The organism is Bradyrhizobium sp. NBAIM03, from assembly GCF_020194055.1.
Lineage (GTDB): Bacteria > Pseudomonadota > Alphaproteobacteria > Rhizobiales > Xanthobacteraceae > Bradyrhizobium > Bradyrhizobium yuanmingense.
In genome coordinates, this window is the sequence record NZ_JADYVS010000008.1 from 224,961 (window position 1) to 244,393 (window position 19,433).

General features: G+C 63.6%; 18 protein-coding genes. 15 read left to right on the top strand and 3 right to left on the bottom strand.

Translation table 11 applies throughout. From position 1 onward, the window contains the following. Nucleotides 1-292: 292 nt before the first annotated feature. The 3 genes from I6F21_RS14845 to I6F21_RS14855 all read right to left on the bottom strand — a co-directional run bounded on the left by I6F21_RS14845 (nucleotide 293) and on the right by I6F21_RS14855 (nucleotide 3,260). The gene (locus I6F21_RS14845; RefSeq protein ID WP_225139873.1) at nucleotides 293-1,561 is read right to left on the bottom strand and encodes a class I SAM-dependent methyltransferase; all 1,269 of its coding nucleotides are present in this window, start codon (nucleotides 1,559-1,561) and stop codon (nucleotides 293-295) included. Nucleotides 1,562-1,643: 82 nt separating this feature from the next. After that, nucleotides 1,644-2,660 carry a lysylphosphatidylglycerol synthase transmembrane domain-containing protein gene (locus I6F21_RS14850; protein WP_225139872.1) on the bottom strand — a complete coding sequence of 339 codons (1,017 nt, stop codon included), beginning with the start codon at nucleotides 2,658-2,660 and terminating at the stop codon, nucleotides 1,644-1,646. Nucleotides 2,661-2,672: 12 nt separating this feature from the next. Continuing rightward, on the bottom strand, nucleotides 2,673-3,260 hold the full coding sequence (locus I6F21_RS14855) for an SIS domain-containing protein (protein ID WP_225139871.1): 588 nt from the start codon (nucleotides 3,258-3,260) through the stop codon (nucleotides 2,673-2,675). A gap of 166 nt (nucleotides 3,261-3,426) precedes the next feature. Between I6F21_RS14855 and I6F21_RS14860 the strand changes: the two genes are divergently transcribed. The 15 genes from I6F21_RS14860 to I6F21_RS14930 all read left to right on the top strand — a co-directional run bounded on the left by I6F21_RS14860 (nucleotide 3,427) and on the right by I6F21_RS14930 (nucleotide 19,212). Next, complete coding sequence (locus I6F21_RS14860; RefSeq protein ID WP_036041505.1) at nucleotides 3,427-4,443, top strand: SDR family oxidoreductase; 1,017 nt, start codon at nucleotides 3,427-3,429, stop codon at nucleotides 4,441-4,443. An 87-nt stretch (nucleotides 4,444-4,530) separates the two neighbouring features. After that, nucleotides 4,531-6,096 (top strand): PfkB family carbohydrate kinase, encoded by a 1,566-nt coding sequence (locus I6F21_RS14865; RefSeq protein WP_225139869.1) that lies wholly within the window; start codon nucleotides 4,531-4,533, stop codon nucleotides 6,094-6,096. A 27-nt stretch (nucleotides 6,097-6,123) separates the two neighbouring features. After that, entirely contained in the window at nucleotides 6,124-7,125 is a 1,002-nt protein-coding gene (locus I6F21_RS14870; protein WP_036010979.1) for an SDR family oxidoreductase, read from the top strand. 5 nt (nucleotides 7,126-7,130) lie between these two features. Continuing rightward, entirely contained in the window at nucleotides 7,131-7,742 is a 612-nt protein-coding gene (locus tag I6F21_RS14875) for a hypothetical protein (RefSeq protein ID WP_225113233.1), read from the top strand. Then, on the top strand, nucleotides 7,739-8,776 hold the full coding sequence (locus I6F21_RS14880) for an aminoglycoside phosphotransferase family protein (RefSeq protein ID WP_225113234.1): 1,038 nt from the start codon (nucleotides 7,739-7,741) through the stop codon (nucleotides 8,774-8,776). Before I6F21_RS14875 ends, I6F21_RS14880 begins: the two co-directional genes overlap by 4 nt. Further along, nucleotides 8,751-9,599: a transketolase gene (locus I6F21_RS14885; protein WP_082641499.1), complete on the top strand. Its 849-nt coding sequence runs from the start codon at nucleotides 8,751-8,753 to the stop codon at nucleotides 9,597-9,599. Before I6F21_RS14880 ends, I6F21_RS14885 begins: the two co-directional genes overlap by 26 nt. Nucleotides 9,600-9,609: 10 nt before the next feature. Next, entirely contained in the window at nucleotides 9,610-10,569 is a 960-nt protein-coding gene (locus I6F21_RS14890; protein WP_036010951.1) for a transketolase C-terminal domain-containing protein, read from the top strand. Nucleotides 10,570-10,577: 8 nt separating this feature from the next. Then, nucleotides 10,578-11,684 carry a DegT/DnrJ/EryC1/StrS family aminotransferase gene (locus I6F21_RS14895; protein WP_225139868.1) on the top strand — a complete coding sequence of 369 codons (1,107 nt, stop codon included), beginning with the start codon at nucleotides 10,578-10,580 and terminating at the stop codon, nucleotides 11,682-11,684. Next, nucleotides 11,674-12,792 carry a DegT/DnrJ/EryC1/StrS family aminotransferase gene (locus I6F21_RS14900; RefSeq protein ID WP_225139867.1) on the top strand — a complete coding sequence of 373 codons (1,119 nt, stop codon included), beginning with the start codon at nucleotides 11,674-11,676 and terminating at the stop codon, nucleotides 12,790-12,792. The genes I6F21_RS14895 and I6F21_RS14900 overlap by 11 nt, the downstream gene beginning before the upstream one ends. Beyond that, entirely contained in the window at nucleotides 12,789-13,595 is an 807-nt protein-coding gene (locus I6F21_RS14905) for a sporadic carbohydrate cluster 2OG-Fe(II) oxygenase (protein WP_025037016.1), read from the top strand. The genes I6F21_RS14900 and I6F21_RS14905 overlap by 4 nt, the downstream gene beginning before the upstream one ends. Next, nucleotides 13,588-13,980, top strand: coding sequence for an LIC12192 family sporadic carbohydrate cluster protein (locus tag I6F21_RS14910; protein WP_036010940.1), 393 nt, complete (start codon nucleotides 13,588-13,590; stop codon nucleotides 13,978-13,980). The genes I6F21_RS14905 and I6F21_RS14910 overlap by 8 nt, the downstream gene beginning before the upstream one ends. A 25-nt stretch (nucleotides 13,981-14,005) precedes the next feature. Then, on the top strand, nucleotides 14,006-14,671 hold the full coding sequence (locus I6F21_RS14915; protein WP_225139866.1) for a class I SAM-dependent methyltransferase: 666 nt from the start codon (nucleotides 14,006-14,008) through the stop codon (nucleotides 14,669-14,671). After that, nucleotides 14,649-15,233, top strand: coding sequence for a WbuC family cupin fold metalloprotein (locus tag I6F21_RS14920; protein WP_050996026.1), 585 nt, complete (start codon nucleotides 14,649-14,651; stop codon nucleotides 15,231-15,233). Before I6F21_RS14915 ends, I6F21_RS14920 begins: the two co-directional genes overlap by 23 nt. A gap of 4 nt (nucleotides 15,234-15,237) precedes the next feature. After that, nucleotides 15,238-16,998, top strand: a complete 1,761-nt coding sequence (locus tag I6F21_RS14925; protein ID WP_109143348.1) for a hypothetical protein — start codon at nucleotides 15,238-15,240, stop codon at nucleotides 16,996-16,998. Nucleotides 16,999-17,280: 282 nt separating this feature from the next. Then, nucleotides 17,281-19,212, top strand: coding sequence for a hypothetical protein (locus tag I6F21_RS14930; RefSeq protein WP_225183278.1), 1,932 nt, complete (start codon nucleotides 17,281-17,283; stop codon nucleotides 19,210-19,212). Nucleotides 19,213-19,433 lie beyond the last annotated feature (221 nt).

The following is a 19,433-nucleotide window of genomic DNA, read 5'->3' on the forward strand; positions in this document are numbered from 1 at the left end:
GAATTTCAGGGATCCGAACAGCCGCCGTTGGCCCAGCCCTCTGTCTCGAAGGATGAGCCGGAAACCGGGCTCGATTGTTCGGGGATTTCAAGGCCGCGCCGGAAATCCGCGTCTAACGGGCCGGCTGCGAGTGCCGGGTATCTACTGCGGATGCGGCCAAAGGTCAAGGTAGAGAGAGTTCGCCCGGGCAGGCCGCCCTCCCCCCGAGGGTCGTGCAGAGGCCATGTGGATCAAGGACTTGTCGACCGCCCGGAACGCGCCATCCCATCCCCGGCAAGGCTATCGGGAGCCGTCAGTCGGCCCGGTCGACCATGGAAATCCCCGGCAGCGGCACCACGAACTTCCCGCCTTCGGCGAAATAGCGGGCGTGCTTGGCCCGGATCGGGTCGACATAGCGCCAGGCGAAGACCACGACGAACGCGGGTTTGCGCTCGTAGAGAGCGGCAGGCGGCAGGATCGGGATGTCATAGCCGGGGCCCGCCATCACCTTCCCCTTGTTGGGATCGTCGTCCACCAGGAAGTCGATCTTGTTCTCCAGGCCGAACTGCGGCAGCAGCGTCGTGGTGCCCACCGAGACGCCATAGCCGGCGACCAGCTCACCGCGCGCATGGGCGGCATCTGCCATCGCGACCAATTCGTCACGGATGGCGGCGATCCTCTTCACGTACGGCATATAATAGGCCGGCTGATCGACGCCGAGCCGGTCTTCCTCGGCAACGAAACGCGCGACCTCGGCCGACGGTTTCTTGGCGCCGCCGGCGCGCTGCACGGTCACGCGGATCGAGCCGCCCTTGGTCCAGATGTGCTGGACGTCGATCAGCTCCATGCCCAGCCGGGCGAAGAAACGGATCAGCGGCTTGATGTTAAAATACGACAGATGCTCGTGATAGACGGTATCGAGCAGGTTCTTCTCGGTGACGTCGACGCCGTATTGCGTTTCGAAGACGAACAATCCGTCCGGCGCGAGTACGTCGCGAACCCCGATCACCAGCGGATCCAGATTGTCGACATTGGCGATCATGTTGTTGGCGATCACGACGCTCGCCGCGCCATGGCTCTGCAGGATGCGGCGACCAACGGCATCGGTGAAGAAATCGCCGATGGTCTCGATGCCCGCCTCCGTGGCGCGCCGCGCGATGTCGACGGCGGGATCAACACCCAGCACCCGCATCCCCCGCTCCTTGAAGAAGCCGAGCAGCGATCCGTCATTGCTGCCGAGCTCGACCACCAGCGAACCCGGCGCAATGCCGAAACGGCTGACGACGTCGTCGGCATAGGTAGCGAAATGCTCGCGCAGGCCGAGCGAGAGCGAGGTGGTATAGACATAGTTTCGGTACTGGATCTCCGGATTGCCGACATGGAGAATCTGGAGGTGGCCGCAGTCCCGGCACAGATGCAGCGCCATCGGCACCGCAGCGCGGAACACGGGATCGTCGACGCTGGCGTTCGGCACCTGGAAGTTCGGCGTGCCGATCGGCATGCCTGCCATCGGGACGACCAGCTCTTGCTTGTCGGAATGACAGAGGCGGCAAGTATTGCGGACGTAGAACAGGTTTTTCATCGTGCAACCGAAGAATGAGATACGCGCGCGAGTGGGATAGTCTCACCCTGTGAAGACCAGATCGGCAACGGGCTCAAGCGGGTCATGGGTGGCTCGAGGCCTCGTTGCCCAGCCCGTAGCCGGGCGCGTCCTCCGCTGCCTTGGCCACCTTGTCGGCCGAATACGAGCCGCGCTCCGGACTTGCCAGCCAGATTACGCCACCGACGAGCCCGATGATCACGCTAATGGCGCCCAGCAGGAGCGATACCGACAGCGCCTGCTCGGACGACACACCCGCCAGACCCAGGCAGGCGACCATCGCTCCCTCGCGAACGCCCCAGCCGCTGATCGAGATGGGGACCGCCGTCAACAGCACCACCGGCGGAATCAGAATGCCGGCGTCGAGGACAGAGAGCTGCGCTCCGACGCCGCGCGCCAAGGTGTAGCAGGCCGCGGCGGTGACGAGATGGATGAGGAGCGCCGATCCGAACAGCAGCGCACGGCGCTCGGACTGCAGGAGCAAAAACCTGACCAGCGTTCCGAACCGCACGAAGCTCGCGATCGCGGGAAGCGCAATGAAGCGTTTCGGCAGACGGTCGAGCGTCAACAGGACCAGCGTGCCGGCGACGCCGGTCACCGTCAGTCCGCCGATCGCCAGGATCGCAGCGTGATTCGACACGCGCGACATCAGAAACGGCAATCCGGCCACCATCAGCACGACCAGTCCGATCAATGCCGTGAAGCGGTCGGCTGCAACGCCCTTGACCGCCTCCGGCCACTGCACGCTGCGTTGACGCAGCAGCCAGATCCGCACCGCGTCACCGCCGACCGATGACGGCAACACCTGATTGAACCAGAGGCTGGTCATCAGTATCCGCCAGCCGGCGAGCCAATCCAGCGACACGCCGAGCGCGCGCATGATCAGCTCCCACCGGCCGTTGAGCACGAAGGTCTGGACGAAGATCAGCGCAAGCGCGACGACGAACAGGACCGGATCGACCGAGACGAGATGGTCGCGCAGCTGGCGCAGGTCGAGACCGCGCGCGATGTAGACCAGCACGGCGATCGACAGCAGCAGCTTCACCGAAAACAGGGCCGCATGCTTGAATCGCGACTGCATCGGATGCCCGCCTCAGGACGCCGGATATTCCGCACGACCGATGACGAGGTCGATTGCGGCCATCATCCAGAACTGGTGCGTGGTCTCGACAATGTTGTAGCTGCGGCTGTCGACCCAGAAATTGACGTCGCCGAGATTGCGCAGCGGATTGTCCGCGTTCATGCCCGACAACGTGATCACGTCGAGCTTCATCTTGCGCGCCTGCGTGACCGCGTTGAGGATGTTCGTCGAACGCCCCGACGAGCTGATCGCGACGAGGCAATCGCCGGCGCGCGCATTCAGCCGCACGGCGTGCGCGATCCAGTCCTCGAACCCGTAATCGTTGGCAAGGCACGACATCATGCTCGCATCGCTGAAGCAGAGAGCGGGCACTGACGCATTCTTCGCCAGATCGATCGCCAAATGCGAAGCGATGCCGGCCGACCCGCCGTTGCCGATGAAGATGACGCGACCGCCCTGCTCGCGCGTGCGTAACCAGGACGCGCGCGTCGCGGAGATCCTCGCAAAAATACCGTCGTCGACCGCCGTCGCGCGATGCAGGCGCCCCACGTAATCGTCGAGGAAAGCCTTGTGGTCGGGATCGACGGATTCGGCAGGCATGGGCTGACGGCTCGATTGCAACATTACCGGGTGATACCGGCTATTACCAAGGATTGCAAAGGTATAATACTTGCAAAGTTTGCGGGCGGCTGATAGTCGGCTTTTCGGGTTTCACTCAACATTGGCGAGCCTATTTCGCTGGGCATTCGCGTCACGGATGTTCCCTATGAAATGCATTGTTACTGGCGGCGCCGGGTTCATTGGAAGTCACCTCGTCGATCGCCTGCTCGATGACGGCCATGAGGTCATTGCGCTCGATAATTTCGTGATCGGACGCGCTGAAAACCTCGCCGCACGCGCCGGTTCGAGCCAGTTGAAGGTCGTGCGGGCGGACGTCACCGATCTGGACGCGATCAAACCGTATTTCCACGGGGTGGATTGGGTCTTCCATCTCGCCGCGCTGGCGGACATCGTACCCTCGATCGAATCGCCGATCCCCTATCATCGCGCCAATGTCGACGGCACGGTCAACGTTCTCGAAGCGGCGCGGCACGCGGGCGCCAGCCGCTTCATCTATGCGGCTTCCTCCTCCTGCTACGGCATTCCGGATGTCTATCCCACGCCGGAGAGTTCCGAGATCCGGCCGATGTATCCTTACGCGCTCACCAAGAATCTCGGTGAGCAATGCGTCATGCACTGGTGCCAGGTCTACAAGCTGCCCGCCGTGGCGCTGCGCCTGTTCAACGTGTTCGGACCGCGCCATCGCACCACCGGCACCTACGGCGCCGTGTTCGGCGTGTTCATGGCACAGAAGCTGGCGGGCAAGCCCTTCACGGTGGTCGGCGACGGCGAGCAGACGCGCGACTTCACCTTCGTCAGCGACGTCGCCGATGCCTTCGTGACCGCCGCGCGCTCCGACGTCTCGCACGAGATCTTCAATGTCGGCTCGGACAACACCTACAGCGTGAACCGCCTGGTCGAGCTCCTCGGCGGCGACAAGGTCCACATTCCCAAGCGCCCGGGCGAGCCCGATTGCACCTACGCCGACATCAGCAAGATCAAGCGGGTCCTGAAATGGGCGCCGAAGGTGAAGTTCGAGGACGGCGTTGCGACGATGTTGAGGTCGATGGACCAGTACAAGGACGCTCCGCTCTGGACGGTGGACAAGATCGCCGACGCCACCAAGGACTGGTTCAAATATCTCGGTGACGACAAGGTCACCCCGCAGAAGGCAAGCCGTTGAGCAGATTCGTTCACCCCCCAATTTTGCCGCCAGCCGATCACGTCCGGGCCGGCCAACTGAGACCGACCGGCGCCTTGGGTCATTCACATGGGTAATGCTGCGACAGACAGGCCGGCCGGCCATCCGGCACCGCACGAGAAGATCAAGACGATCGAGGAGCTCGGCGAGATTGCGCGCGCCGCGCAGGCTGAGGGCCTGACCGTTGCGCTCTGCCACGGCGTGTTCGATCTGGTGCATCTCGGTCACGTCCGGCACATCCTGGCAGCCCGCAACGAGGCCGACGTCGTCGTGGTGACCATCACCGCGGACCGTTACGTCAACAAGGGCCCGGGACGGCCGATCTTTCCGGAGAACATGCGCGCCGAGATGCTGGCCGCGCTCGGCACGGTCGACTGGGTCGGCATCAATCAGACCTCCAGCGCCGAGCCGGTCCTCGATACCGTGCGCCCTGACATCTACGTGAAGGGCTCGGACTACGAGAATCCCGAGGATGACGTGACCGGCAAGATCGCAGTGGAGCGCGAGGCGGTCGAGCGTCACGGCGGGCGCATCGTCTTCACGCGGGACGTGACGTTCAGCTCGTCGTCGCTGCTGAACCGTTATTTCGACATCTACGATCCGCCGCTGCGCGACTACCTCCAGAAGGTGCGCGATGGCGGCGGCGCCGAACGCCTGCTGAAGCTGATCGACAAGATCCAGGACATGCACGTCGTGCTGGTCGGCGACACCATCATCGACGAATACCAATACGTCACGGCGCTCGGGAAGGCCTCCAAGGAGAACATCGTCGCGACCCTGCTCAAGAACGGCGAGCAGTTTGCCGGCGGCGTCATTGCCGCGGCAAATCACGTCGCGAGCTTCTGCAAGTCGGTCGAGATCGTCACGACGCTCGGTGGCAACGACTACCCCGAAGAGTTCATTCGGGCGCATGTCCGCCCGAACGTAAAGCTCACGCCGATCCGCGTTCAGGGCCGTCCGACCACCCGCAAGCTGCGGTACGTCGAGATGGGCTATCTGCACAAGCTGTTCGAAGTCTATACGATGGACGACACGCCGCTCGACGAGGCCGCGCGCACGGAGATCGACCGCGTCACCGCCGAGCGCGTCCGCGGGGCCGACGTCGTCATCGTCACCGATTTCGGTCACGGCATGATCGCAGCCAGCACGATCGACGCCTTGATCGCGAATTCCAAGTTCCTGGCCGTCAACGCCCAGAGCAACAGCGGCAACCACGGCTACAACCTGATCACGAAGTATCCGCGGGCCGACTACATCTGCATCGACGCACCGGAAGCGCGCCTGGCCGCCACCGACAAGTTCAACGACATCGCATCGGTGATCGAGGGCGGCCTGCATCGCAAGATCGATTGCGACAACATGATCATCACGCACGGCTCCTTCGGCTGCTACCCCTTCTCGTCGAAGACCGGCGTTGCGCGCGTCCCTGCTTTCACCAAGACCGTCGTCGACACCGTTGGTGCGGGCGATGCCTTCCTGACAATCACGGCGCCGCTGGTGGCGGCCGGCGGCAACATCGAGGACGTCGCCTTCATCGGCAATGCGGCGGGCGCGATCAAGGTCGGCATCGTCGGCCACCGCAACTCGGTCGAGAAGGCGCCGCTGGTCAAGTTCGTCACCGCGTTGTTGAAGTAGCGCGATCGAAGAATCCGGAGAACGACAGTGATTGATCGGAAATGGAATGTGATGGTCACCGGTGGCGCCGGCTATGTCGGCAGCGTGCTGGTTCCGCAATTGCTTGCCGCGGGCCACAAGGTCACCGTGCTCGACTTGTTCATGTATGGCGAGGACGTCTTCGACGCCGTTCGTGACAATCCGAACCTCCGCCTGATCAAGGGCGACATCCGCGATGAGGCCGCGGTCAACGAGGCCCTGCGCGGCAACAACGCGGTGATCCACCTCGCCTGCATCTCCAACGATCCCTCGTTCGAGCTAGACCCGGCACTCGGCAAGTCCATCAACTACGACTGCTTCCGTCCGATGGTGCGCGCTGCGAAGAAGGCGGGTATCAAGCGCTTCATCTACGCCTCCTCCTCGAGCGTCTACGGCATCAAGGATGAGGCCGAGGTGACCGAGGAGCTGTCCTGCGAGCCGCTCACCGACTACTCCAAGTTCAAGGCGATGTGCGAGACCGATCTTGCCGACGAGGCCGCGTCCGGCTTCGTCACCTGCACGGTTCGCCCTGCCACCGTCTGCGGCTACGCTCCGCGGCAGCGGCTCGACGTCGTCGTCAACATCCTGACCAATCTGGCCGTCAACACCGGCCGCATCCGCGTGTTCGGCGGAACGCAGAAGCGGCCCAATCTGCACATCCAGGACATGACGGCGGCCTATCTGTTCCTGCTGCAGCAGGACGATGCGAAGATCGACGGCAAGACCTACAACATCGGCTACGAAAACCACTCGCTGATGAAGATCGCCGACATCGTCAAATCGGTGGTCGGCAACAATGTCGACGTGGCCGTCGAGCCGACCGACGATCTCCGTTCCTACCACGTGTCGTCGGAGAAGATCCGCCGCGAGCTCGGCTTTGCGCCGACGCACACGATCGAGCAGGCCGTGTCAGGTCTCGTGGACGCCTTCAGGGCGGGCCGTCTGCCGAACTCACTCAACGATCCCAGGTATTTCAACATCAAGATGATGCAGAACATCAGCCTGAAGTGAGCGGCGTGCGGATCGGCATCGATTTCGACAACACGATCATCTGCTACGACAAGGTCTTTGCCGCCGCCGCGCGCCAACGCGGGCTGGTGCCGGAGGGCTGGGACGGGCTGAAGACCGACGTGCGGGATTTCTTGCGATCCCGCGCCGGCGGCGAGCTTGCCTGGCAGGGGCTGCAGGGCTTCGTCTACGGCAAGGGAATCGGCGGCGCCGAGATCAACCCTGGCGTCCGCGAGTTCCTTGCCGCGTGCCGCAAGGCCGGCGCGAGCGTCCATATCGTCAGCCACAAGACGCAGTTCGGCCATCAGGATCCCGATCGGGTCGATTTGCGCGAGGCTGCGCGTGGCTGGCTGAAGAGCGCGGGCCTTATCGACACCGCCGACGCGGCGATCTCGGCGGGCAATGTCTATTTCGAGGACACGCTGGCGGCCAAGGTCGAGCGGTTGGCAAGCCTGCAGCTCGACATCTTTATTGACGATCTCGTTGACGTCTTCGAGCAGCCGCATTTTCCGAAGGCGACGCGATCGATCCTGTTCACGCAGTCGCGGCCGCCGCATCCCGCGCATTGCGAGCCGCTCGCGACCTGGGCCGATATCCACCGCGGAGTGTTCGGAGCATGAGCCAGTCGGACCTCAGCGCACAGGATGCGGTCTCGATCGGCAGCCGCCTCTCCGGGGCGCGGGTCGCGGCGGCGCAACCGGCGCGGGCCGGCGGCAACAACCGGGTGTTTCGGCTGGAGATGGCGGAAGGCCCGCCCCTCGCCCTCAAGCACTATCCGTCCGACGGGCGCGATCGGCTGGGACAGGAATATGACGCGCTCTCGTTTCTCTCGCGCCACGGCATCAATGCGACGCCGCGGCCGATCGCGAAGGATCCGGCCGCGTTCTGTGCGCTGTATCAATGGTTAGACGGTGAACCCGCGGTCCTGCATCCGCAGCCCGACGACGCCGACCAGTTGGCCGATTTCCTGATCGAGCTGCAAAAGCTGCACGACGCTGAAGGCGCGCAGACTCTGCGGAATGCGTCGGCCAGCATCTTCTCGGCCGAGGCGGCCATCGCCCAGTACGAGCAACGCCTCGACGACCTGAGGCGGACTTCGGATGATCATCCGGATCTGCGCGCGTTCATGGACGGCAGCCTGGTTCCCACCGCTGCCGTCGCGATCCGGCAACTCCGTCGGCGCTATGCGGAACGGGGCCTGGATCCCGCCGCGGACCTTGCGCCCGCCCAACGTGCATTGAGCCCGTCGGATTGCGGACTACACAACGCACTGCGCACCGACGACGGCAAATTGCGCTTCATCGACTTCGAGTATTTCGGCTGGGACGACCCGGTCAAGCTCGTGTCCGACACCGCGATTCACCCCGGCAGCGGTCTGCCCGTGGCCGATGCGAACCGATTGATCGAGCGGCTCTCGCGCGCTTTCGCGGCTGGGGATGACGCGTTTGCGGTCCGCCTTGACGTACTGTATCCTGTGTTCGGGGCGATTTGGTGCCTGATTGTCCTGAATGCCTATTTGCCGGAAAGCCGCTCCCGGCGTGCCCTGGCTGCGCAAGGTGGCGATCTGACGGTCCGCCTTGCCGGCCAGCTCGACAAAGCCCGTCGGCTCCACCAAACGATTTGCCAACGTGATCCAGATCTCACCCCACGCTGAAGCTGCTCTCACCTGCACGCTGGACGAGCGGAGCCTCTATTTGCGCCGCCTGGTCCTCGGTTCTGTCCGCTCCGCGGGACGCGGCCATGTCGGGCCTGCCCTGTCGCTGATCGAGATGGTCCGCGTGCTTTACGACGACGTGCTGCGGATCGACCCGAAGAACCCGGGCGATCCCGATCGCGACCGCGCCATCCTCAGCAAGGGACACGGATGTCTGGCGCTCTATGCGCTATTGGCCGACCGCGGCTTCTTCCCGCTGTCGGAGCTGGACGGCTTTTGCGGTCCCGACAGCATTCTGGGCGGACATCCCGAATACGGCATGGTGCCCGGCGTCGAGGCCTCGACCGGCGCGCTCGGACATGGCCTCTCGATCGGCGTCGGCCTTGCGCTCGCCGCCCGCATGCGCGAGCGCAGCTACCGCACCTTCGTGCTGCTCGGCGACGGCGAGATCAACGAGGGATCGGTGTGGGAAGCGGCGATGGGCGCGACCAAGCACGGCCTCGACAACCTCGTCGCGCTGATCGACTACAACAAGCTGCAGAGCTACGGCCCCACCGACTACGTGCTGCCGCTGGAGCCGCTCGCGGACAAGTGGCGCAGCTTCGGCTTCGCGGTGCAGGAGGTCAACGGCCACGACGTCGGCGCACTGCGCATGGTCCTGAAGCAGCTCCCGGCGGTTGCCGGCAAGCCCACCGCCATCATCTGCCATACCGTCAAGGGCAAGGGTCTTCCGGCTGCGGAATCCAATGCCGATTGGCATCACAAGAACAAGCTGACCGACAGCGAGCTCGACGCCATTCGCGTCGCCGTCGGCGATTTTTGATCGGCTCCCCATGCGCAACACCGCGATGAACATGGTCCACAAGCTCGCCGCGCGCGACGAGCGTGTGCTTTACATCGGCTCCGATCCGGGTGCCGGCACGCTACGTGCGATGAGCAAGGAGTTCCCCAAGCGCCATCTGATCGAGGGCATCTCGGAAGCGCATATCATCGGCATGTCGGCCGGTCTCGCGATGGAGGGCTTCGTGCCTTACGTCAACACCATCGCGACCTTCCTCACCCGCCGCTGCTACGAGCAGGTCGCGGTCGATCTCTGCCTGCACAATCTGCCGGTACGGCTGATCGCCAATGGCGGCGGCCTCGTCTATGCGCCGCTCGGTCCCACGCACCAGGCGATCGAGGACATCGCCATCATGCGGGCGCTGCCCAACATGACGGTGATCTGCCCGTGCGACGCCGACGAGGCTGCGCGCATGATGGAGCAGACGCTGGATTGGAAGGGCCCGATCTACATCCGGCTCGGCAAGGGCGGCGATGCCATCGTGTCCAAGGCCGAGCACGGCTTCGAGATCGGCAAAGCCATCCTGATGCGGCCGCCCGGCGACGTCCTCATGGTGACCACCGGCATCATGCTCCAGCGCGCCCTCGCCGCAGCCGACCTGCTGGCCGCGCAAGGCATTCGCGCCGGCATCCTGCACATGCATACCGTGAAGCCGCTCGATACCGCAGCGCTGCTGCAGGCGATCCGCGGCACCAGGCTCGTGGCCACGCTGGAGGAGCACGTGCCCTCCGGCGGCCTCGGCAGCGCGGTCGCGGAGGCGCTGATCGACAAGCTCGGCTCCGGTTTCCCTGCGATGCTGCGGCTGTCGCTGCCCGACCGCTTCATGCACAATTACGGCTCTCAGGACTCGCTGCTGAAGAAGCACGGGCTCTCCGCCGGCGCCATTGCGACCTCGATCGAGCATGCGCTCGCGGCGTCGCACACCCCCTCACCTCAACTTCATTCCACCTGACGGGTCACATGTACGACGTTCGATATTCCTATCTGCTCGAGCAATTCGCGGATCCCGCACCGATCCTCGCCGAGATCGGCCGGCTGGTTGCGACCGGTGACTTCACCCTTGGCAAGCCCGTCGCCGAGTTCGAGAAGCGCTTCGCCGAATTGATCGGCGTCCGGCACGCCATCGGCGTCGGATCCGGCACCGACGCGCTCAAGCTGCCGCTCAAGGCGCTCGGCATCGGTCATGGCGACGAGGTCATCACCGCCGCGAACACCTTCATCGCCACGGTCGGCGCGATCGCGGAAACCGGCGCGACGCCGGTTCTTGTCGATTGCGACGATTCCTTTTGCATGAACGTGGACCAGGTCGAGGCTGCCATCACCGGGAAGACCAAGGCGATCATGCCGGTCCAGTTGACCGGCGAGGTCACCGACATGGGCAAGCTGATGCCGATCGCGCAGCGCCACAACATGCCGGTGGTCGAGGACGCCTGCCAGGGCATCCTGTCGGAGTTCGCGGGAAAACGCTCCGGCACCCACGGCATCGCGGCCGGCTTCTCGCTGCATCCGCTCAAGAACCTCAACGTCTGGGGCGATGCCGGCGTCGTCGTCACCAATGACGACGGCATGAACGAAAAGCTCCGCCTGATCCGCAACCACGGCATGAAGAACCGCGACGAGATCGCGATCCTCGGCTGCAACTCGCGGCTCGATTCCTTGCAGGCCGTGGTCGGCAACTGGCTGATCGGCCAGACCAGCGAGATCACGCGCCGCAGAATCGAAAATGCGGCCTACTACGATGCGGGTCTCGCCGGCCTGCCCGGCCTGCGCGTCCCGCCGCGCCGTCCCAACGTGAAGCACGTCTACCATCTCTACATGGTGTTCGCCGAACGTCGCGACGAGCTCTACAAATATTGCCTGGACAACGGCATCGAGGCCAAGATCCACTATCCGATCCCGCTGTACCAGCAGGAAGGCCTGAAGCATCTCGGCTACGCGCCGGGCACGTTTCCGGTCACCGACCGCCACGCCAAGGAAGTCATCAGCTTCCCGGTCGACCAGCACCTGACGCGCGCCCAGCAGGACCGCGTCATTGAGACCGTCAGGAAGTTCTGCCATGGACGCTGACACCGGCCGCCGGCGCATCGGCTACGTCAATCTTCCCGCGCAGTTCGAGGAAGAGCGCGCCGAGATCATGCAGGCGGTCGAGGGCGTGTTCCAGCGCGGCGACTTCATCGGCGGGGCGGCGGTCGGAAGGCTCGAGGAAGAATTATCCGCCTATCTCGGCTCGCCGCATGTGGTGACGCTGAATTCGGGCACCGACGCGCTGATCCTCGCCATGCGGGCGCTCGACATCGGTCCCGGCGACGAGGTGATCACGCCGCCGAATTCGTTCGTGGCATCGACCGCCGCGATCATCGCGGTCGGCGCCACGCCGGTGTTTGCGGACGTGCTGCCGGACCAGAACATCGATCCGGCCGCGGTCGAGGCCGCCGTCACGCCGCGGACCAAGGCGATCATGCCGGTGCATCTGACCGGACGCATGGCCGACATGGCTCCGCTGATGGCGATCGCTGCGAAGCACGCGCTCGCCGTGATCGAGGACAGCGCCCAGGCGGTCGGCTCGACCTATGACGGCCGGATGAGCGGCACGATCGGCACCTTCGGCTGCTTCTCCGCCCACCCCTTGAAGAATCTCAATGCCGCCGGAGATGCCGGCTTCCTCGTCACTGCCGACGCCGAGCTTGCCGCAAGAATCCGACGGCTGCGCAATCACGGCCTGATCAACCGCAGCGACGTCCAGGAATGGGGGATCGTGTCGCGGCTCGACACGCTCCAGGCCGAGGTGCTGCGCATCCGCCTGCGCCACCTTCCTTCCGTGATCGAACGCCGGCGGCGCAACGCCGCGCAATACCGCGCCGAGCTCGCCGGCCTGCCCCTGTTCATTCCGCCCTGCCGGAACATCGAGTTCAACACCTTCCACACTTTCGTGGTGCAGACCGAGCGTCGCAACGACTTCCAGAAATATCTTGCCGACAAAGGCATCGAGACCGCGATCCATTATCCGGTCCCGATCCACTTGCAGCCGGCAGCAGCGCATCTCGGCCATGGCCGCGGCGCGTTTCCGGTGACGGAACGGCAGGCGGACCAGATCCTCACGCTTCCCATCAACCAGTTCCTGTCGGCCGCCGACATCAGCTATATTTGCGCGACCGCCCGGGAGTATTTTGCATGACGGACACGGACTTCCTGCACGCCGACGAGCAGGCGCTGGCGCAGCGTTTCATCGACGATGGCTTCGTCACCACCCCGGCCGACGATCGCGCCGGGCTCGACCGGATCCAGCGCCGTGCTGCCGAGCTCGCGGCGGACTATCTGAAGCTGCCGCACAGCAACGATCCCTACGCGATGCTCGACACCATCCACACGCGGGTGAGCGTGGATGATCTCAACGGCCTGCGGCTGCACGTCTTCAACGGCCTCAACGCCGAGCCCTGGTTCCGGCCGACCTATTTCCGCCTGGCGCGCTCGACGATCGAGACCATCGTCGGCAACGAGCTCTGCATGCAGCGCCGCGTCAATCTCAGCATCCAGCTTCCCGGCGACAGCTCCTCGCTGCTCGCCACCCATTCCGACGTCTGGTCGGGCGACTCGCCGTTCGAGGTCGTGGTGTGGGTGCCGCTGGTCGATGTCCACCGCACCAAGTCGATGTATCTGCTGCCGCCGTCCCTGAACGGCGAGATGCAGGACCGGATGGCGGCCTTGCGCAGCGCCGAAGAGCTCTACAAGACCATCAAGCCGCACGCGACCTTCATCGAGATTCCCTACGGTCACGTCATGCTGTTCAACCAGACCCTGATGCACGGCAATCGCGTCAACGAGGAAGCCGGCACGCGCTGGAGCATGAACTGCCGCTTCAAGAGCATCATGTCGCCCTACGCGGACAAGCGCTTCGGCGAGTTCTTCGAGCCGATCCTGCTGCGCCCCGCAACCCGTGTCGGGATGCAGTACAAGCTGCCGGGAGGCTTCCATGGCTGAGCGAGCCGGCCACCGCGGCTATATCGGCGCCAGGCCGCTGAACGGCAGCCGCACCCCGCAGCACGTCCAGAACATCGTGATCCGCGACTATGCGCGGCGCAAGAACCTGCACTATCTGTTGAGCGCCGCCGAGCACACCATGCCCGGCAGCTACATGGTGCTGGAAGACATCCTGGACGAGCTGCCGCAGCTGCGTGGCCTGATCCTCTACAGCATCTTCATGCTGCCGCCCGACGAGGCTCGGCGGCGGCAGATCTACGACCGCGTGCTGCGCGAGGGCTGCGATCTCCATGCAGCGGTCGAGGAGATCACGCTGGCGTCTCAGAAGGACATCCAGGCCGTCGAGGACATCCTGCTCGTCAACAGGTTCGCGACTATCCTGTGATGATGCCGCGGACCGGTTGGCCCCCATGACCGAGATCAACCTGCTCCAGCCGATGCACGCATCGACGAGGCGGGACTACGTCCAGCGCGTGGTCGAGCACGACAAGGCGGAATCCGCCACTGTGGCGCGGCAATGGGGACGCGACTATTGGGACGGCGACCGGCGCTACGGCTACGGCGGCTATCGCTATGACGGACGGTGGCGCCCGCTCGCCCAGACCCTGATCGATCGCTACGGCATCAAACCGGGCATGAGCGTACTCGACGTCGGCTGCGGCAAGGGCTACCTGCTCTATGAGTTCACCCAGCTCGTCCCCGATCTCAGGATCGCCGGCATCGACATCTCCGAGTATGGCATCGCCAACGCCAAGGAGGAGGTGCGGCCGCATTTGAAGGTCGGCAGCGCCGTCGAGCTCCCCTACCCCGACCACACCTTCGACCTCGTCGTCTCGCTCGGCGTGCTGCACAACCTTCCGCTCGAGGACGTGTTCCGCGCGGTGCCCGAGATCGAGCGCGTCGGACGCGGCACCTCGAAATATCTGATGGTCGAATCCTTCCGCAACGAGCGCGAGAAGGCCAATCTGCTTTACTGGCAGCTCACCTGCCTGAGCTTCCACGGCCCGCAAACATGGGCCTGGATCTACGACAAATGCGGGTATCGGGGCGACCATGGGTTCATCTTCTTCGAATGAGGCAGGCCTGCACCGGCCGACCTCGTTGCGCGCGCAAAATCCGGAAGTGTACTATTCGGACGATGCCATCGTCACCGCGGACGATGCCACGATCGCGGAGCTGAAGCGCATCGCCGCCGGCAACCCGCGCCTGCGCAGTCGGCTGTGCACGCATCCCGATCCTTCGTCCGGACTGCACGAGATGCTGATCGTGCACCATCGCGAAGCCTATGTGCGGCCGCACAAGCACCTTGGCAAACCTGAATCGTTCCACGTGATCGAGGGGACCGCGCAGGTCGTGATCTTCGAGGACGACGGCGGCATTCGCGAGGTGCTCGAGATGGCGCCCTACGGTCAGGGCAAACGCTGCTATTATCGCATGCCGGAACAGGTCTTCCACTCGATCCTGATCACCTCGGAATGGCTGGTATTTCACGAAACCACCGCCGGCCCGTTCGATCCTTCGCGCACGGCATTTCCCGACTGGGCGCCTGATGGCAGCGACGCTGCCGCGGTGCAGGACTACGTCACAAGAATTGGTAGGCTCGCCGCGGAGCATCTGAACAAACGAGGCAAAGCCTAGGACCATGGTCACCCCCGTCGGTTTCGACGATGCTCGCACGAATGTAGATCCGAAAGCTGCGGCTCTCCGACAACGGGAGCGGGCGGGCATTGGATACGTCTACGTCGCTCTGGTTCTCGCCTTTGTTACGGCCGTGCCCGCGCTGTTCGCGCGTGAGGTCTTCGGCGACGATTGGACTGTGTACTACATCTATTGGACTCAAGGTGCCGCTGGCGTCGCTCGCGTGCTGTGGGAGTCGGCACACGCCGGCTTCGCAATCCCGATGACGCTGTTTGTGGCGCTTTTGAACGATACTCCCGATGTCTCTGCGCGGCTCGCGGGACTAGCCTGCCATCTGGTCAACGGCGTGTTGCTTCACTCCGTCCTGTCGCGATCATCCTATACGAGACGGATCGCCGGTCTTGTCACGGCTCTGTTCCTGCTCAGCCCGTTCTATGCAATTCGCCTGACACTCAACGCGGTCTACGACTTCTTCCTGCTCTTCTATCTGCTGTCCTACGAGCTGTCCTATTCGAAGGTGCGGGCGCTTCGATGGAGCGCACCTTTTTGTCTGTTATTCGCGTTGTCGCTCGAGACTCTGATCGCCCTCGAACCGGTTCGCGTCGTGCTCACCTGGTCTGGTCCCGAGCGGTGGAGGCAGAAACTCGCGCGTCTTGTACCGTTCTGGCTGGCCGTTGCAGCCATGATCGTTCTGCGACTGACAATTCTGGGGAAGAGCGGCCACTACGCCGGACAATACAGTTTCGCGAACGATTTCTCGATCATAGCCAATGCGCTCTATGCGCACCTCATGGCCTTCCCGAGCGGCCTGAGCTACGCATATTCTCACGGGGTTGCGCTGCTGGGGCTTCCTGTTTCCGCGGCAGTGACATTGGCCACGATCGCCGTCTTTGCCCGGTTCTCATCGACAGCATTGTGGACGCCCTGGCTGCTGAACGGCCGCTCGACCACGAATGCGATGCTTCTGCTGCTGGTGCTGGGAGCCGCGATTGCCCTCATCGGCGCGCTGCCCTACGCTCTTACCGGAATTTATGGCGACGTGACGCGGGGCGAGTCCAGGCTACTCTTTCCCTCGCAGTTCGGCGTCTTGATCCTGATGGCGACCGTTGTGCAGGCGATTCCGGGATCGCGCGTCCGCGCAGCCGTCGCGGGGGGCTTGGTCGCGATCTTCGCCTTGTCGTCGGCTCACGATTCCAAATGGCTGCTCTACGACGGGTTGCTCAGCAGCGACATGCTGCGGCAAGTCCGAGCAGCCTTGCTCGCGGACCCCGAGCCAAAGGTCGTTAAGCTCCAGTTCGAGAACTCGCACGTCTTCTCGTTCCGCTCACGATGCCTCGGCGGCAATGACATGAACGTGGCACAGACGATCCTGCGGGATGAAAATCGCGAGCGGTCGTTTATCTACACGGACTACTGCGGGGATTTTACTGATCCTCATTTCGTTGTGAACGGCAACTGCCCGGTTTCCTACCTCGAGACCTTTCCTTGCCCACCCCGTCGCGAGACCTGGCGCTATCGCGCCGCCCCGGGAATTCCACGACCCGACGACATTGGATTCATCGAGCTTCTGACGGCGACCCTCGGAAATAACTCCTCGGCCACGGAGGGCCGCGGTGAACTGATGCAGTTGAAGGATGGAGAGCCGGCCCCTGTGGCGAGAGCCGAGTATCGGCCGCCTTGCAATCGGCCTGGCGTCCGAGGCGCAGCCTGGTTGCTGGCGCTGCCGGCACCGGCATGTGAAGGTGCTGCCTCTGGAGTTCGCTAGAGCATGCGTCAGCCATGGAGGGTTCCAGCGCCCATCGTCCAGACACAAACATTGCCATGCCGGAGGCAACCACGGGCTTCGCGGGATTGTTCAGGGAACGCTGTGGTGGTAGAAGCGCCTCGCAACGGGAAGTTCAGGCAATTGGGGACTGGACGTGATTTCAGAGAAAGTTAGATTTTCCGCTGTGTTCGACGCAGCCTCCTCCCCGACTTCGATCGTAGCTAGCCTCGAGACCTCCTAGTGGAGTACACAAGGGAATTCTCGATCGCCGCCAGAGCTGTTATGGCCGCCCTGCTGGGATGCGCCGTCGCCTACGTGGTGCTGCTGCTGGTGAAAAATCACCTTCCGTCATTTCAATCAAATTTCGTCGAAGGCTTCGACATGGCCTTGGCAGACAGGAATTGCGATTTCTGCAAGAAGGCGTTCTACGGCTCGTTCTTCCTGTCCGGGCCGATTGCGGCAGCAGCGGCATTGTACGCGACGTATCGATCATCGGGCTCGCTCGCACTGAGCGCCATCACGGCGAGCTTCGTCTATCTTGCCCTCGGCGCTGCCAACGATTGGAGGAGCCCCGGGATCGCGATCGCCCTGCTGGCGGTCGCCGCTATCACCGTCGCGCTCAATCGAGACGCCAACAATTACCTTCCTGCTGCAAAACCCTCGACCGACACCCGGTTCAGCGTGGGGTCCGGCGATCTGCTCGCGATCATATTCCTCGCTCTGCTGCTGATCCCCTCCGACCTCGAAGGCCTGACCGCGGCCGTGAGGGACGAAGCGCACAAGGTAAGTTACTTCATCGGTCCCGCGCTTTATGGCTACGCCCCCGGGCTCGTTCCCGGATTGGACTTCCATTCGCATTACGGCCCTGCGCTCGGCTGGTTCTTTCATCTCATCATGGGAGATGATTGGAAATCGGCGGCGATGCGAGCGGTCGGATTGAACATCGCGGTCACGCTCGCGACCTACGTCCAGGCCTACTTTCTTCTGTATTACTTGATCCGCTCGAAGCTTGCCGCGATCGCCGTCATCACGGCGCTCGCCGTGCTGGCTTTCTCTACGACCGGCCAGTTCTACTCGCCATCTGCCTACCCGACGCGATTTCCGCTCTTGATCGTCTTTGCGCTCGCGATCAGCCTGCACTGCACCGCTCCCGGGCGCCTGACATGGCTAATCCTATCGGCCATCATGTGCGCCGTCTCGCTGCTCTGGCAGACCGAGATCGGGCTGTTCTTCCTTGTGACGGGTACCTTCGTCGCGGCGATCGCCGGAGGGTTTCCGAACTATCGCAATGCCCTCGTGTTCGCAGTCACATCGATAGGTGCCGCAATCCTAATGTGCCTGGTGCTGTTCGGCACGAGAGCCTTCTCCCTGGAGTTTCTGATCGAATGCTTTCGCCCGCTCGTACTCTACGGGACCGGGTGGGGAAGCACGCCCATCAAATGGGACTTGGGCTGGGGCATCATCTACAATCTGCCGCTCCAGATCGTCGGATGCATCACCGTCGGCTGGGCCGCGATCCGGCTGTCACGGCCCTCCGATTCCTGGCATGACCGGTTCGTGACCGGGATTCTGCTGACCCTGTCGATGATTGGCATGGCGCTGATGATCAAATGGGTCAACCGGACGCTGGACGCTGTCTGGCACCAGAACGCGTTGCCGCTGGTGATGGTCTCGGCCTGGTGGATCCGCCAGTTTTCAACGGGGTGGCAACCGTCGTTCCGAAGAACCGCCGGCGCCATAACGGCCGCTGCGACCGTTCTTGCGCTGCTGTTCGTCCAGGACAAGAACAATCCCCACCTCTACGGCCTGAGATCGTATGCAACTTATCCCAGCCTTCTGCGGTGGCCGTTCGTCTCGAGCCCGGCGGTCACGTGGCAGGAGGACCTGGATCAGATCACCGAGGCCGACGCGAAGTTCATCCAGGATAAAACCAGGCCAGACGAGAGGGTTCTGGTCATCGCCCTCAGGGATTGGGCCTATCTGGCCCAGGCCCATCGGGCGCCGATGGCCTATTTCATGCCGTTCCTGGTGTCCTTTGACGCGCGGTTCCTGGATCGCTCGATGAACCCGGCGGACCGGCTGTTCTACGACAGCATGGTTGAGCGCAGGCCGGAGTACCACCATGTTCAAGAGGTCATGAAGCGGATCAAGCGGGATTTCGTGGCCGTGGAGACCCGGGGTAATTTGACACTCTACGAGCGGCGGCGGCCTTGACGTCGACCGTGCTCGCAGCCGTCGCGCGCGTACATGGCCGGCCGCATCCACCTCCAATTGAGGGACGGCGGCACGTCTTGCAAGACCTATCCACGGCTGCTACCTGCTTTGGCCGAGAACGCACAGGCCGGAGGAATGCCCCGCGTAACCCGGTTATGATGTATCCGGGAGCGTCTCGTTGCCGGCCACGCCGGTTTCCATTGAAGGTCGCCTCGTCAGAC

Coding starts and splice junctions, on each gene's coding strand:
- I6F21_RS14845 (WP_225139873.1), bottom strand. CDS start 1,561: ATGAAAAACCTGTTCTACGTCCGCAATACTTGCCGCCTCTGTCATTCC.
- I6F21_RS14850 (WP_225139872.1), bottom strand. CDS start 2,660: ATGCAGTCGCGATTCAAGCATGCGGCCCTGTTTTCGGTGAAGCTGCTG.
- I6F21_RS14855 (WP_225139871.1), bottom strand. CDS start 3,260: ATGCCTGCCGAATCCGTCGATCCCGACCACAAGGCTTTCCTCGACGAT.
- I6F21_RS14860 (WP_036041505.1), top strand. CDS start 3,427: ATGAAATGCATTGTTACTGGCGGCGCCGGGTTCATTGGAAGTCACCTC.
- I6F21_RS14865 (WP_225139869.1), top strand. CDS start 4,531: ATGGGTAATGCTGCGACAGACAGGCCGGCCGGCCATCCGGCACCGCAC.
- I6F21_RS14880 (WP_225113234.1), top strand. CDS start 7,739: ATGAGCCAGTCGGACCTCAGCGCACAGGATGCGGTCTCGATCGGCAGC.
- I6F21_RS14890 (WP_036010951.1), top strand. CDS start 9,610: ATGCGCAACACCGCGATGAACATGGTCCACAAGCTCGCCGCGCGCGAC.
- I6F21_RS14895 (WP_225139868.1), top strand. CDS start 10,578: ATGTACGACGTTCGATATTCCTATCTGCTCGAGCAATTCGCGGATCCC.
- I6F21_RS14900 (WP_225139867.1), top strand. CDS start 11,674: ATGGACGCTGACACCGGCCGCCGGCGCATCGGCTACGTCAATCTTCCC.
- I6F21_RS14905 (WP_025037016.1), top strand. CDS start 12,789: ATGACGGACACGGACTTCCTGCACGCCGACGAGCAGGCGCTGGCGCAG.
- I6F21_RS14910 (WP_036010940.1), top strand. CDS start 13,588: ATGGCTGAGCGAGCCGGCCACCGCGGCTATATCGGCGCCAGGCCGCTG.
- I6F21_RS14915 (WP_225139866.1), top strand. CDS start 14,006: ATGACCGAGATCAACCTGCTCCAGCCGATGCACGCATCGACGAGGCGG.
- I6F21_RS14920 (WP_050996026.1), top strand. CDS start 14,649: ATGGGTTCATCTTCTTCGAATGAGGCAGGCCTGCACCGGCCGACCTCG.
- I6F21_RS14925 (WP_109143348.1), top strand. CDS start 15,238: ATGGTCACCCCCGTCGGTTTCGACGATGCTCGCACGAATGTAGATCCG.
- I6F21_RS14930 (WP_225183278.1), top strand. CDS start 17,281: ATGGCCGCCCTGCTGGGATGCGCCGTCGCCTACGTGGTGCTGCTGCTG.